The organism is Pseudoalteromonas sp. A22 (assembly GCF_018141345.1).
GTDB classification, from domain to species: Bacteria; Pseudomonadota; Gammaproteobacteria; order Enterobacterales; family Alteromonadaceae; genus Pseudoalteromonas; species Pseudoalteromonas maricaloris.
In genome coordinates this window covers 231124-245461 of the sequence record NZ_CP047238.1, presented here as the reverse complement: position 1 = coordinate 245461, position 14338 = coordinate 231124, and the positions used below count along the sequence as shown (strand labels likewise).

Sequence of the window (14338 nt, the reverse complement as noted above, 5' to 3'; positions counted from 1 at the left end):
ACTCATTATGCGTTTCTGGCACTCTTAATCATATGTGTTCTCAAGCCCGTTGTTACGGGCTTTTTTAATGCAATTCAAAAGCTTAAAGAAATTCGCCTTTATGTTGTCATTATGGGAATTATTCATTTGTAACTCGCAATTCCAACTGCTCTATACTACAGTATGAACAGTAGTTTGCTCTGGAGATTTGTGGTGCGTCAGTGGTTTCTTATAATGTCGGTTAGCATGACGCTAGCCCTAACGAGCATTGATGCTGCAGCAGAGTCCAATCCAAAAATCTATCGCTGGAAAGACAAAAACGGTCATTGGGTCTATTCGGATGTCCCGCAGCCTGGTTCGAAAGAAGTAAAACTCAACGCCAGCGCCTTAACCATGCCAAGTGTTGATACTAAAATTCTCGAGCAAACGGATACGACACCAACTATTCAATATACAGCTAAAATCACTTCTCCTGAGCATGAGCAAACAATCCGTGATAATAGTGGTAGCGTATATGTGACAGGCACCATTGAGCCTAGATTTACCCAAGGTTTAAGCGTGCAACTCTTTCTCAATGGAACAGCCACAGGGCCAAAGCAAACCAATACTCAGTTTGCTTTGCGTGGCATTGATCGCGGCGAGCATTCTGTGGTTATGAAAGTGTTTAATCAAAAAGGTATGTTAGTCGCCCAAAGTGATGTTCATAAGTTCTTTTTGCACCGCAATACCGTAAATAATTAAAGCGATATTGCTTACCTACACTGGCTTGCAACCAGTAGTTGCAAACACACCACGCTCATTTCCTCTGGTATTGAGAAAGCCAAATTCGACATTTCATTGTGTTCAATCCACAACCTTTGCTCACCAACTTGAACTTGATAGTAGACCTCAGCCTTTGTTCGCAATAAATATTTATCTCGCCAGTTAGGTTGGACGACCCGCACCACACCTGTAAGGGTGGTTTTCTCGCCATTCGTAGCCCGATGTAAATTAGCGGTTTGAGGAGGAAAGCAGTTAATCTGTTCGGTAACATACTTAGCGCTTTGAAAGTCACACCCGCTCATACAGAACGTGACAAAAAGGCTCCCCCCACAAACACGAGCTAGATGTATTTTTTGACACAAAGCACTAATAATCTCAGCACCTTAAAGTTGGCATGCTTTATTAATAACAAGTTTAGGATACGAGTTCGAAAACCCCTAGTTTCTGAGCTTAGGTAATAATTTACTTCAATGGATGCAAAGCTATGCTATTCTCATTGCACCACATTGGTGCACGGTGAACATATATGGATCAACATAACTCGATTGACTTGGATAAAGTTTGGCAATCTCTCTCAACCGCGATTTTAGTGCTCGATCAAAATTTAATGATCCACTATGCCAATTACAGCAGTAGTGAACTACTGGGACTCAGCACAAAACGGCTTGTCGGACTGGCGATTGATAGTGTGTTTAATCATCATCATATAGACCTGCCACGGCTCTCTAAATACGTGCTACAAGATGGCGTAGACTGCCAGCAACACAGGGTAGACGTGGTATTTGTAGATAATCGAGTTGCGACACTAAGTATACATGCCAGACGAGTTTATCTTGCAGACAAGGCGTATATTTTAGTGGAATGTCGCCGTGTTGATGATGCCCTGCGTTATGACCAAGCATCCAATCAAATGCACCAATTTCAGGCAGCTCGAAACCTCATTCGCGGTCTTGCCCATGAAATAAAAAATCCACTTGGTGGGATCCGCGGTGCGGCGCAATTATTGCAGTACGAAACTGATCAACAAGAACGGGAAGAATGTGCCACACTCATTATTGAGCAAGCAGATAGATTGCGCGAGTTGGTAGATAGATTGCTTGGACCCAATCAGTTACCACAAAAAGAGCCGTGTAATATCCATCAGGCGTTAGAATCGGTGATTAAGTTAACCACCTTGGAGCGCGATGCCGATATCACCTTGATAAAAGATTATGATCCCAGTATTCCGGCTATCGTGATAGATCAAGCCAAAATTCAGCAAGTTCTGCTGAATATGCTGCGCAATGCTCAACAAGCACTACAGCATGACGGTACGATCACCATCACAACGCGCATTAAACACCGTCTTCATCATGGTGAGCGACTATTGAAAAAAGCATTGCTCATCCGTATCAGCGACAACGGTCCGGGGATCGCTGATGAGGTAAAAGAGACATTGTTCTTTCCGATGATCACGAATAAAGAAGGAGGCTCTGGACTTGGGCTCTCTATCGCGCAAACTTTGGTAGAGCAACACCAAGGATTTATCGAATGCGATAGTTGGCCAGGACACACAGAGTTCAGTATCTACCTTCCCTTTGACAACACCGAAACAGGAAACGTGCAATGAAATCAGTTTGGTTAGTCGATGATGACGCTTCAATCCGATTTGTTTTAGAAAAGGCATTAAAGCGAGCTGAGTTTGAAACCGAGAGCTTCGCCAGTGGTCAAGATGTATTGACCGCGCTTGAATATGAGCAACCCGCAGTGCTGATCTCAGATGTACGTATGCCAGGTATCGATGGCATGGCCTTGTTAGATAAAATTGCAGGGCTCTACCCAAACCTGCCAGTGATCATTATGACCGCCCACTCGGACTTAGACTCTGCGGTCAACGCATTTAAAAAAGGGGCGTTTGAATATCTCGCCAAACCTTTCGACTTAAACGAGGCCGTTTCCCTTGTGCAACGTGCATTTCGCGCAGGCCAGCAAACTAAAAAGCAAAAGCGCCACAGTGAAAAAGCCAATAGCCCCGACATTATTGGTGAAGCCCCAGCTATGCAGGAAGTGTTCCGCGCCATCGGTAAACTTTCCGCTTCAAGCATGAGTGTATTGATTAACGGCGAATCTGGTACGGGTAAAGAGCTTGTGGCAGGCGCGCTGCACAATCACAGCCCGCGCAAAGACGCTTCTTTTATCGCGCTCAATATGGCCGCCATCCCCAAAGATCTCGTCGAGTCTGAGTTGTTCGGCCATGAAAAAGGCGCTTTTACCGGTGCTGACAGCATGCGCCGTGGTCGCTTTGAACAAGCCGATGGCGGCACCCTATTTTTAGATGAGATCGGTGATATGCCACTGGACGTACAAACTCGGCTATTGCGCGTACTCGCCGATGGTGAGTTTTATCGGGTTGGTGGCCATAACAGCGTGAAAGTCGATGTCCGTATCGTCGCGGCTACCCATCAAGACTTAGAGACACTGGTCAAGCAAGGTAAATTCCGTGAAGACTTGTTTCACCGTCTAAATGTCGTCAGGTTAAAACTACCAGCCTTACGTGAACGCCCTGAAGATATCGCCGCCCTGTGCGATCACTTTCTTGCAAAAAGCGCAAAGGAACTAAAAGCCGAGCCAAAAATCATCTCCAAACATGCTCTGCAAAAAATGCAAGCCTATCATTGGCCTGGCAACGTGAGGCAATTGGAAAACACCTGCCGTTGGTTAACGGTAATGGCCCCGGGTGAACTTGTCACCCCTGCGGATCTTCCCGAAGAGCTAGAAAAGCCACAACAGATTGACGCCTTAGAGCATGGCAATTGGCTGGACGCATTCCAAACTTGGTTAGACTCAGAGTTACGTAAAGGAAAAGACCATATTTGGCCCGATGTACAGGCACAATTAGAAACACGACTGATCAAATCCGCACTCAATGCCTGTCATGGTCATAAGCAAGATGCGGCGTTAAAGATAGGTTGGGGACGCAATACGTTGACCAGAAAGCTAAAAGAGAGAAATATTCAAGATTAGACGACAAGCTGAGTATTATGACTCAGCTTTTTCCTCACCACTTCAGTTCCCAAAATGAATAATATCTGATTGAAAATCACACAAACAACCAGTAGCTTGGACTATGCCGTATCTTGTTACTCGGCATAATACCAATTGAATTAATTCTCTAATCAATTTGAAGGGTGAAATAGTATATTAGCTTCGTTAAAAATTTCTCATTTAGAACAACTAAATAGCAAAATTTTTGCCTTGCTACTAAAGCTATTTTCCCGCTTCAAGATAGATCATTTACTTAATACAACTGGTATAACTTACATTTTGTAAAGGAATCGCTATGAAAATTACATTGAATAAAAAACCACTAAAACATTTATCTAACAGCAAGAAGCTAGCAAATGAGCTTACACCGCAAGCTGCTGGTGGTTATGATGTTACCTCCCCACACAATAAAGGCTGTATCAGCTATCAGGGGATGACGTGCCCTACTTCGCCGTACGACTCTGCTTGCTAGAATGATTTAACTCATGTCGCTTATCGTTATATACCAATCCACATAAATAGTTGGCGACATAATCAAGTAGATTGGTGTAAGCGACAATAAAAAATCATTGCTCTAATCAAAAAAAGTCGCCACTATTTAATAAAGACAATGTACTAACTTATGTAAGCCTGTGAAACTGCTTGAAAATGTCCCACTGTTTAAACAACTAGAGATCATCAATCGCTTAGCGTTTTTTAAAGAGTTTACGCTTGCCGAGCGCCAGGTGTTACTCGAGTCTTTTGGTCACTTATATCTGGTGCAGCAAGAGCGTCACGCCTTCAAACGTTTTGAAAAAGACAATCGCTTGTATATTGTGTTAAGCGGTGAATTTTTGATTTTTAAACAAGATGCGGCCCATGATTTAGGTAAGGTTGGTCCTGGTGAATTTTTAGGTGAAGGCGCATTTATCACTAACCGAGAACGCAGTACTAGCGCACAAGCGTTAAAAGACAGCATCATCTTGGCAATAACCCCAGATGCACTAACACGCTTGCCCAATGTGATCCGGGAAAAAATCAAAGACAAGCTTATTGAAGGTATGAGCCATCGCATTGCAAAGCTCAATGCATTTATTGAAGGGCAAGAAACCTAAATGAGCAGTGGGAGCCGTAGCTCCCACTTTGTATTATGCTAACAACTCACTGAATGCATCAAACAAGCTATCTAGTTCTTCTATGGTGTTGTAATGCATACAACCGATGCGAACAACCCCACCTTTATCCATCACCCCTAGCTGCTCGCAAAGCCCTTGGGCGTAGAAATTGCCATCCCACACGCACATGTGCTTTTTACCTAAGAATTCCGACACGGTACGTGGCTCGATGCCATCAAATGTCAAAGCAAAAGTTGGTGTACGCTCAGCAAGTCGCTCACGTGACTCGATACCAAAAAGTTTAATCTTTTTAAATTCGGCTAAACGCGTTAAGAAGTGCTGGCTAAGCTGCATCTCATGCGCTTTTGTGCGTGAAAATGCCTCAATCAGTTTCTCACGGCGTGGTGTATCTGAACTCATCTCGCTTAGTGAAGCAATGTAGTCAATCGCTGCAACAACACCCGCTAGCCCTTCGAAACTCTGCGTACCAGTTTCCCAGCGGCCTGGGATAATGTCTTTTGCCGGCTCCACCTTGTACGGAGTAAAACCTTCTAAATGCTCACGCTTACCATACACAATGCCGACATGCGGACCAAAGAACTTATAAGCAGAGCACGCAAGGAAGTCGCAATCCAAACCTTGTACATCGATTAGCTCATGAGGTGCATAATGCACAGCATCAACATATACCAATGCACCAACTTGGTGCGCAAGCTCCACAATGCGTTTGATATCGTTGATTGAACCCGTTGTATTTGAAGCATACGTCACCGCAACCAACTTAGTATTGGCGTTTAGTAATGATTCAAAATGCGCAAGATCAAGCGTGCAATCGGTTTCATTAATACGCACCGCATGCACCGTCGCACCTTTATCTTCAGCGGCTTGACGCCATGAAGAAACGTTTGAATAGTGATCGGCATTAGTCACAATGACTTCATCACCCGCTTGCCATTCGCGAGATAGTGCACGGCTAAAGCTAAAGGTTAAGCTGGTCATGTTGGCACCAAATACAATTTGATCTGCACTTGGCGCATTGAGTAAGTCCGCAACCGCTTGGCGCGCTTCACTCATCAAACTGACGGTCTTATCGCTCGAGAAAAATGCACCACCTAAGTTAGAGTTAAAATAACCAAGGTAAGCAGACATCGCGCTCAATACGGATTGCGGTACTTGAGAGCCACCCGGGCCATCAAGGAAAATTGGCGCGGTTCCACCGATACTTTGCATAAGCGCAGGGAACTGACGACGCACTTGATTTAAATCCATACTACCCTCTTAGGCTGTAAATACGAAGCAGTCTAGGTAACCGACTTGCTCGGCATCTAGCTTGTTCATCGGTGTTGCGTTATGCCACACTTCACGGTCATTCACCAATGCAAATAAACCATCTTTGATTTCCATTTTGAAGCAAGGTTCGGCTTCTTTGTGCTCATATACCAATAGCTCACCGCCAGCGATATTTTCGTGAGAAACACCACAAACACAGACATGGTCAAAGCCATCTTGGTGCACACCTTCTGGCGCAGGAGGGGTATCGCTTTCAATCGCTAACATGCGAAACTGATGCACTTCTATGCTGGTATCGTCTGCAATTCCCGTCATGGCTTTAAATTCAGCAAGCATATGCTTAAAGCCATCGGTGTTTAACATGTCCAGCTCAAGGTTTTCGTAAACACGCTCAATATTACCTTGGAAAGTATTAATTGAATCGTCTTGAACGAAAGCCTTAGTCGGCTGCAATGTCACTTCGCCGCCAGTGAATTTAACCACAGAATAACGGCGCTTTCTGAATGCACCATCGGCATAAGGGTTATCTGGAAGTTGATTGAAAAAAGGCTTAACTGCGTCGATATGTGACTGCGGTAAAAAGCGTAGTTGTAATAAATTCTGGTTGTTTACTGTTGTCATGATCCTCTCGCCCATTGATGAGAATTTGCCGACAATTCTAATAAAACCAGAGAAAATTACTGTTTAAAAAAACGGGATTTTAACAACTAAAACGCAATAAAAACCCACTTAAAACCACTTTAATGGATTACTTATCTAGATTTAAAATAATGCTTGATAACACCATTTAAGATGAGCGTTTTATGTGCATAAAAAAAGCCAACATGCGCTGGCTTTTTTCTTTCAATGAATTCTAGAGCGAGTAATTAGACCGCTTGTTGAATGATCACTGAGTCTGCTTTTTTAGTGTACTGAGGCATCTTGTGGAAGTTCAAGTAACGGTAGGTGTCTGCAGCCGTTGCATTGATCTTCTCTGCATACTCTTGATATTCAGCAGGCGTTGGTAGTTTGCCAAGAATAGCAGCTACCGCTGCAAGCTCTGCTGAGGCAAGGAATACGTTTGCACCTGTACCTAAACGGTTAGGGAAGTTACGAGTCGAGGTAGAAACAACCGTTGCTTTATCAGCAACACGTGCCTGGTTACCCATACATAGTGAACATCCTGGAGTTTCGATACGTGCACCTACACGACCGTAAATACCATAGTAACCTTCGTCGGTTAACTGATCGCGGTCCATCTTCGTTGGTGGAGCAACCCATAGTTGCGTTGGTAGACGACCACCGAAGTTATCCAGTAGTTTACCAGCTGCACGGAAGTGACCGATGTTAGTCATACAAGAACCAATGAATACTTCATCGATCTTTTCACCTGTTACCGCTGAAAGTAGACGTGCGTCATCAGGGTCATTCGGTGCACAAAGGATTGGCTCTTTGATATCAGCAAGATCAATCTCAATGGTGTGCGCGTATTCTGCATCCGCGTCAGCAGTCATTAGCTCAGGGTTTGCTAGCCACTCTTCCATCTTAGTGATACGACGCTCAATAGTACGTACATCACCATAGCCTTCAGAGATCATCCACTTAAGCATCACGATGTTAGAGTTTAGGTACTCTTCGATGGACGCTTGTGAAAGCTTAACGGTACAACCTGCCGCACTACGCTCTGCAGATGCGTCAGATAGTTCGAACGCTTGCTCAACCGTTAGGTGCTCAACACCTTCGATTTCAAGGATACGGCCAGAGAATTCGTTGATCTTACCTTTTTTCTCAACCGTCAATAGGCCTTGCTGGATTGCATAGTAAGGGATAGCGTGTACTAGGTCACGTAATGTGATACCCGGCTGCATTTCACCTTTAAAACGAACAAGGATTGACTCAGGCATATCCAACGGCATTACACCCGTTGCAGCTGCGAATGCTACCGCACCTGAACCTGCTGGGAATGAAATACCTAGTGGGAAACGAGTATGCGAGTCACCACCTGTACCTACCGTATCAGGCAGTAGCATACGGTTTAGCCATGAGTGGATAACACCGTCACCAGGGCGTAGCGATACACCGCCACGGTTCATGATGAAATCAGGAAGTGTGTGGTGTGTGTTTACATCGATAGGCTTAGGATAAGCTGAGGTATGACAGAATGACTGCATCGTAAGGTCAGCAGAGAAGCCTAGACAAGCAAGGTCTTTAAGCTCATCACGCGTCATTGGACCCGTAGTATCCTGAGAACCTACCGTTGTCATTGTTGGCTCACAGTATTGACCTGGGCGTACACCTGTCATGTTACATGCTTTACCAACCATCTTCTGTGCAAGCGTAAAGCCTTTACCAGAATCAGCCACTAACTTAGGCTTACGGAAGATGTCTTCAGCTTCAAGACCAAGAGACGTACGAGCTTTGTCCGTAAGGCCACGACCGATGATCAGAGGAATACGGCCGCCTGCACGTACTTCATCAAGAATTACGTCTGATTTCAGTGAGAACGTTGAGATAACTTCGTCAGTACCGTGACGCTTAACCACACCTTCGTAAGGGAAGATGTCGATTTGGTCGCCCATGTTTAGTTCGTCAACTGGAAGCTCAATCGGTAGTGCACCAGAATCTTCCATGGTGTTGAAGAAGATAGGCGCAATCTTGCCACCTAGACACACACCACCAACGCGCTTGTTTGGTACGAATGGAATGTCATCACCCATGAACCAAAGTACAGAGTTAGTCGCAGATTTACGAGATGAGCCTGTACCAACAACGTCACCTACGTACGCTAGCGGTAAACCTTTACCATTAAGCGCTTCAAGTTGTGCAATTGGACCTACTTCACCTGGCTTATCAGGGTTGATACCATCACGCTCGTTTTTAAGCATAGCCAGCGCGTGTAATGGGATATCAGGACGAGACCAAGCATCTGGTGCAGGAGACAAGTCGTCTGTATTTGTTTCGCCAGTTACTTTAAACACAGTCACTGAAATCTTGTCTGCAACAGCTGGCTTCTCAAGGAACCATTCTGCATTTGCCCATGACTCAATCACTTGCTTAGCAAACTCATTGCCCGCTTTTGCTTTTTCTTCTACATCGTAGAATGCGTCAAACATCAGTAGCGTGTGAGACAAACCTTTAGCAACGATAGGTGCAAGAGCTGCGTCGTCTAGTAGGTCGATCATCGGCGCGATGTTGTAACCACCAAGCATAGTGCCAAGTAGTTCAGCTGCATACTCTCTTGAAATAAGCGGTGATTCCGCTTCGCCTTTCGCTACTGCAGCCAAAAAGCCTGCTTTTACGTAAGCGGCATCATCTACACCTGGCGGTACACGGTTGATAAATAGATCAACGATGAACTCTTCTTCACCTGCAGGTGGAGTTTTTAATAATTCGATAAGGTCAGCAGTTTGCTGCGCGTCTAACGGCTTAGGCACGATACCTTGCGCGGCACGCTCTTCTACGTGTTTACGATATTCTTGAAGCACAATATTGCCCTCTTGGTGACGTGGACAGACAAGTAAATGATCTGGCTGCGATTATTGATGCAATCGGCTGAACCATTCCCTTGACCATAAAATATAATGAACAATTATAAGGTCTTTGAGTATAGATGAAAATCTTGCATGCGATACCTCGCCTTATAGTCACTATAAATACAATGAATAAGCATACCGAAACAAGTATATTTTGATGAATATTAGTCAAACGAGAATCATTTTAATTTTGCGAGAAGGTATGCTTGGAGGGATCAAAAAAGGCTCCTTCAGGAGCCTTTTTGCATAAGCTAAGTGAAAATTAACGCTTAACTTTTACTTTCTCTTTAGAAGAAACGTGCGCTTCTACACGACGGTTTTCAGCATGTGCTTCCAGCGTATTTGCTGGATTTTTCAAACGCTCTTCACCGTAACCAACCGTGGTAATACGCATTGAATCTACACCCATATCAACGAGTTTCTCAGCAACGTTTTTCGCGCGGCGCTCAGAAAGCTTTTGGTTGTAATCAGCATCACCCACAGCTGACGCGTGGCCTTCAATCACAACATCTGCATTTTTATGCTCTTTCAAGAACTTAGCAACCGCGTTGATATCATCAACATATTGCTGTGAGAAAGTTGCATCGTCATGCGGGAAGCGGACTAACAGGCTTACTTTGTCTTCTTTCGTCTCGTACAAAGTACAGCCAGACGCATCAACAGCATCCGTCATTGGTGTGTTAGCACATTTGTCTTCGCTATCCACAACACCATCTTTGTCACTATCTTGCGGTGCTTCTGCAACTACAGGAGCAGGGGCTGGCGCAATCTCTTCCGATTTACCAGCGCTACCGAACGAGTAGTTGATACCGATTTTACCACCAACATCAGTAAAGCCAGCTTCTAGACCTTGATAAACTGCCGCTTCTGCATTCACAAATAAGTGATCGGTGAAGTAATGACGAACACCAGCACCTACGTTAGCAAAGGTGTTATCTGAGATCACATCTAGGTTCATCTTTTTGATACCCACTAGACCGTAGAATGGACCACCATCAAAGTGGTACAAACCGTCGATGCCGTAACGCTCGGCGTCCATTGAACCATTGCTGATACCACCAAGGTCAAAGTCCATATCTGCATATTCGATACGACCACTCCAAAACTTGTCAAATCGGTAGCCAATTTCAGCACCCCAGCCTGTAGAGTCTTCTACGTCTAGACCAGCCATATCACGGTGATTCTGCCAATCAGCATCATAGTAATCACCAAACACACCAAGATATACACCTTCTGTAGGCTCAGTAGTGTTTGCATTTGCATTGGCTGTCACTGCCATCGCAACTAGTAAGCTCAAAGTTTTAATTTTCATCATTCCTTCCCATCTCTGTTAGTTTACGCATTGAGTATCGACTCGGATAGTCTATCAAAAAATGCGTCTACCGATTACGTTGCATAGATAATATTAGCTCGTCTATTAATGTTTACTTAACGTTACATAAGGAATTTTTGCTATTTATGAATTAATTTTGATGACCAAATAGGATTTGATACAGGCCTTGTTCCTTTAACAAATCCTTATGTTCTCCATACTGGGACACTTCACCATCATCTAAAACATAAATTAAGTCGGCTTGTTTTATTGCGCTCAGTCGATGCGCAATAATCAAAGTCGTTCTATCAGCCAAAAACGCTTGCAAATTGCGATGAATTTTTGCCTCAGTCTCAATATCAAGTGCCGAGGTTGCTTCATCCAGCACCACCACTTTAGGATCGGCAACAACCATTCTAGCAATGGCTAACCTTTGCTTCTGTCCTCCGGACAATTTAATCCCGTTGCGACCAACTTGCGCATCTAATTTGTCAGCCAGAGCAAGTACGGTATCAGCTAGCTCTGCAACTCGGAGTGCCTGCCACAGCACTTGGTCAGATACCTCTCGTCCCATTGCTAGATTTTCACGGATGCTGGTATTAAAGAGTATCGGCTGCTGCAATACGGTCACTATATTATCTCGCACTGCTTCGTAACCAATTTGCTCTACTGGCGTGTCATTTATATGAATCTCGCCACTTTGCTTTTCATACAATCCCAAAAGCAATTGCACCAAAGTAGATTTACCACCTCCAGACACCGCTACTAACGCTACTTTTTTCCCTGCTGGAATATGCAAAGATACCTGCTTGAGCACGGGTTGCTCTGCAACGTAAGCGAAGTCTATATTGGCAAATTTGATATCAACCTGAGATGAATCAAAGACGGTTTTCGTAGCGGGATATTGTGCTTCTGTCGCAAAATTAAAAACCTGATTTAACCTACTAAGCGCCGCCGAGGCACCATAGTACGCATATTGAATACCAAGAATTTCCTGTACAGGCCCCATCATGAACCAAAGGTAACCAAATACCGCAAATATCTGGCCGACCGTTAAATCAGAAAACACCACCATAAACATAGCGACAGCACGGAAAAACTCGAACCCGACCAAAAACACGGTAAAGCTTAAGCGGTTAACGGCATCCGTTTTCCATTGTGACTGCACCGCGTAATGTTTGAGATCTTTGGCGGCTACTTTAACTTGTGCAAAGTAGTTACCCTCTCGACGAACGGCTTTTAGTTGAGAAATAGCATCTAGCGTCTCGACTAGTGAAGTTTGCAGTGCCTCAAATGCAGCATTCTCTTCCTTTTTCAGCTCTTTAACATGTTTGCCAAACTGCCGAGAAAAATAAATGACCGCCGGATTGAGCAACAAGATCACCAGCCCCAACATCCAATCAATCCAAAGCAAAATCGCCGCAGTGCCAATGATTGTGAGTAAACCGATTAAAAAGCGTGACAAGGTTTGGCTGATAAATTTATCCAAGGTTTCTACATCGGTAATACAACGAGAACTAATTGCTGCACCGCCTTGGCTTTCGTACTCCTTCAGTTGAACTTTAGGTAAATGCGTAAGTAAGCGCTCACGGATTTGATAACTAATGTCCTTGCCAATAATAGTAAACTGGCGTGACTGCATCACCCCTAACACCAAACTGGCCAAGCGCATGGTTATTACAGCCAACAAAATAACCACGATATAGCCACTGGGGCCATGCCATTGCTCGGGCAATACTGAGTTCATCCAAGCCACTGCTCTGCCTGGTGTGTCTAGTAAGACTTCATCGACCAGCAACGGCATCATCAAAGGGATAGGGACACTCACCAACGCGGCAAACAGGGCGATGATATGCGCCTTAATAAGTGGCCGTTTGTGTTCAAGGACTTTACGTTTAATTTCTTGCCAAGAAAGCTGCTGTTCTGCCATTTAGGTTCCACAAAAAGTTTGATAGTGGGCCGGTGTAGACGCGCTGGTCCACGATTCAGGATAGTCTTTGTAATCATAGGGCGACGTCAACGCAGTTAGCCAATCCTCTAGCGTTTGACTCATGCCTTGGCGATTAAATAGTGCAATCTCAGCCTCCACCAACGCATTACGGGGGATAAGTATCGGATTAGCTTGACTCATCAAGTTAGCCGCAACGTCATCGGCAGCACGCCTTTGCGCCCATTGTCGCTGCCAGCTCTCCAACTCCGTTGGCACGGATAAAGCTTTGTTTGGATGACCAAGCAAGCTATTGGTGAGTGCCGCAAAGGTATTGGTAAAGTCTAGTTCATGCTCCGTCATCAACTTGAGTAAGTCACTAAGGAGAATGTCGTCTGCGTCGCACCATTCATCAATACCAAGCTTGGCCGCCCACATATCTTTGTACTTGCGATTAAACGATTCAGAAAACTCCGCCAAAATTTGACTAAACGCTTCAATTCCCGCTTGCTCATCCTGCCATAACACCAATAAGGCCTCGGCAAGTCGAGCACAGTTCCAATTCATGATGTTTGGCTGGTTACCAAACGCATAACGGCCTTGGCGGTCGATAGAGCTAAACACGGCGTTAAAATCAAACTTTTCCATCATTGCACAAGGGCCAAAGTCTATCGTTTCGCCACTGAGCAAAATATTGTCGGTATTCATCACGCCATGAATAAAGCCTACCCGCATCCACTCGACGACTAAGTCAACCAACTGTTCACACACTTCACGAAACAATTCGAGTACATCCTGTTCGGTCTTAACTTTAAATCCCTCAAATAATTGCTCGCCCAGCAAGTTAAGTAGGCTCCATAGCTCATCTTTATTTTGCTGAGTAGCCAGATATTGTAAGGTGCCGATGCGGATATGACTTTTTGCCACACGACATACAACCGCGCCAGGTACTTCACCTTGACGATAAACATGGTGTCCAGTGGTTACAACAGCCAGGCATTCCGTAGTTGGAACACCCAAGCCAACCATAGCTTGGCTCATGATGAACTCACGTACCGCAGGTCCTAGCGCACAAAAACCATCACCGCCTCGAGAAAATCGCGTCGCTCCAGAGCCTTTCAAGTGCAGGTCGTATTGACGTCCGTCATCAAGTTTCACTCCACCAATTAAATGCGCTCGGCCATCACCAAGTAACGGGTTAAATTGCCCAAACTGATGACCACTGTAGGCTAAGCTCGTAGGCTCAATATTGTCTAAAGGGCGCTGACCACTTAACAGTTCAGCAAGCGCAGTGGTGTCGTATTTCTCTAGCTCAAGCTTAACTAGCAACTGCGTATTGGATAATAGTAATGTGGGCTGATTAAATCTTGCTGGTTGCTCCTTAAAGAGCAGAGCAGAGCCTTGATAGGGCTGAAAAAATACCATGCAGTCATCTCCA

Annotated in this window: 11 protein-coding genes; 5 read left to right on the top strand and 6 right to left on the bottom strand. The window is 44.8% G+C overall.

The features are described 5' to 3' along the window. Positions 1-213 precede the first annotated feature (213 nt). The 5 genes from GSF04_RS05935 (at position 214) to GSF04_RS05915 (ending at position 4859) form a co-directional block, all read left to right on the top strand. The gene (locus GSF04_RS05935) at positions 214-720 is read left to right on the top strand and encodes a DUF4124 domain-containing protein (protein ID WP_130125716.1); all 507 of its coding nucleotides are present in this window, start codon (positions 214-216) and stop codon (positions 718-720) included. 547 nt (positions 721-1267) lie between these two features. Continuing rightward, entirely contained in the window at positions 1268-2350 is a 1083-nt protein-coding gene (gene glnL / locus GSF04_RS05930) for a nitrogen regulation protein NR(II) (protein ID WP_211859023.1), read from the top strand. After that, positions 2347-3744 (top strand): nitrogen regulation protein NR(I), encoded by a 1398-nt coding sequence (gene ntrC, locus GSF04_RS05925; protein ID WP_099031482.1) that lies wholly within the window; start codon positions 2347-2349, stop codon positions 3742-3744. The genes glnL and ntrC overlap by 4 nt, the downstream gene beginning before the upstream one ends. 316 nt (positions 3745-4060) lie before the next feature. Continuing rightward, a complete protein-coding gene (locus GSF04_RS05920; protein WP_211859022.1) occupies positions 4061-4237 on the top strand; it encodes a hypothetical protein in 177 nt (58 codons plus the stop codon). Between the two features lie 160 nt (positions 4238-4397). After that, positions 4398-4859, top strand: coding sequence for a cyclic nucleotide-binding domain-containing protein (locus tag GSF04_RS05915; RefSeq protein ID WP_010374445.1), 462 nt, complete (start codon positions 4398-4400; stop codon positions 4857-4859). 33 nt (positions 4860-4892) lie between these two features. Here GSF04_RS05915 and GSF04_RS05910 read toward each other — a convergent pair whose 3' ends face one another. The 6 genes from GSF04_RS05910 to GSF04_RS05885 form a co-directional block, all read right to left on the bottom strand. Then, positions 4893-6128: a cysteine desulfurase-like protein gene (locus GSF04_RS05910; protein WP_211859021.1), complete on the bottom strand. Its 1236-nt coding sequence runs from the start codon at positions 6126-6128 to the stop codon at positions 4893-4895. Positions 6129-6137: 9 nt separating this feature from the next. Further along, a complete protein-coding gene (locus GSF04_RS05905; RefSeq protein ID WP_010374441.1) occupies positions 6138-6770 on the bottom strand; it encodes a 2OG-Fe dioxygenase family protein in 633 nt (210 codons plus the stop codon). A gap of 245 nt (positions 6771-7015) precedes the next feature. Further along, positions 7016-9613: a bifunctional aconitate hydratase 2/2-methylisocitrate dehydratase gene (gene acnB, locus GSF04_RS05900; RefSeq protein WP_211859020.1), complete on the bottom strand. Its 2598-nt coding sequence runs from the start codon at positions 9611-9613 to the stop codon at positions 7016-7018. A 310-nt stretch (positions 9614-9923) separates the two neighbouring features. Continuing rightward, a complete protein-coding gene (locus tag GSF04_RS05895) occupies positions 9924-10973 on the bottom strand; it encodes an OmpA family protein (RefSeq protein WP_211859878.1) in 1050 nt (349 codons plus the stop codon). Positions 10974-11124: 151 nt separating this feature from the next. Next, positions 11125-12903 carry an ABC transporter ATP-binding protein gene (locus tag GSF04_RS05890; RefSeq protein ID WP_211859019.1) on the bottom strand — a complete coding sequence of 593 codons (1779 nt, stop codon included), beginning with the start codon at positions 12901-12903 and terminating at the stop codon, positions 11125-11127. Continuing rightward, positions 12904-14325: a protein adenylyltransferase SelO family protein gene (locus GSF04_RS05885; protein ID WP_211859018.1), complete on the bottom strand. Its 1422-nt coding sequence runs from the start codon at positions 14323-14325 to the stop codon at positions 12904-12906. Positions 14326-14338 lie beyond the last annotated feature (13 nt).

What these genes read in the sequence shown, in the direction of transcription:
- GSF04_RS05905 (WP_010374441.1), bottom strand. Translation starts at nt 6,770, where the DNA reads ATGACAACAGTAAACAACCAGAATTTATTACAACTACGCTTTTTACCG.
- GSF04_RS05895 (WP_211859878.1), bottom strand. Translation starts at nt 10,973, where the DNA reads ATGAAAATTAAAACTTTGAGCTTACTAGTTGCGATGGCAGTGACAGCC.
- GSF04_RS05910 (WP_211859021.1), bottom strand. Translation starts at nt 6,128, where the DNA reads ATGGATTTAAATCAAGTGCGTCGTCAGTTCCCTGCGCTTATGCAAAGT.
- GSF04_RS05890 (WP_211859019.1), bottom strand. Translation starts at nt 12,903, where the DNA reads ATGGCAGAACAGCAGCTTTCTTGGCAAGAAATTAAACGTAAAGTCCTT.
- GSF04_RS05920 (WP_211859022.1), top strand. Translation starts at nt 4,061, where the DNA reads ATGAAAATTACATTGAATAAAAAACCACTAAAACATTTATCTAACAGC.
- GSF04_RS05885 (WP_211859018.1), bottom strand. Translation starts at nt 14,325, where the DNA reads ATGGTATTTTTTCAGCCCTATCAAGGCTCTGCTCTGCTCTTTAAGGAG.
- glnL (WP_211859023.1), top strand. Translation starts at nt 1,268, where the DNA reads ATGGATCAACATAACTCGATTGACTTGGATAAAGTTTGGCAATCTCTC.
- GSF04_RS05935 (WP_130125716.1), top strand. Translation starts at nt 214, where the DNA reads ATGTCGGTTAGCATGACGCTAGCCCTAACGAGCATTGATGCTGCAGCA.
- ntrC (WP_099031482.1), top strand. Translation starts at nt 2,347, where the DNA reads ATGAAATCAGTTTGGTTAGTCGATGATGACGCTTCAATCCGATTTGTT.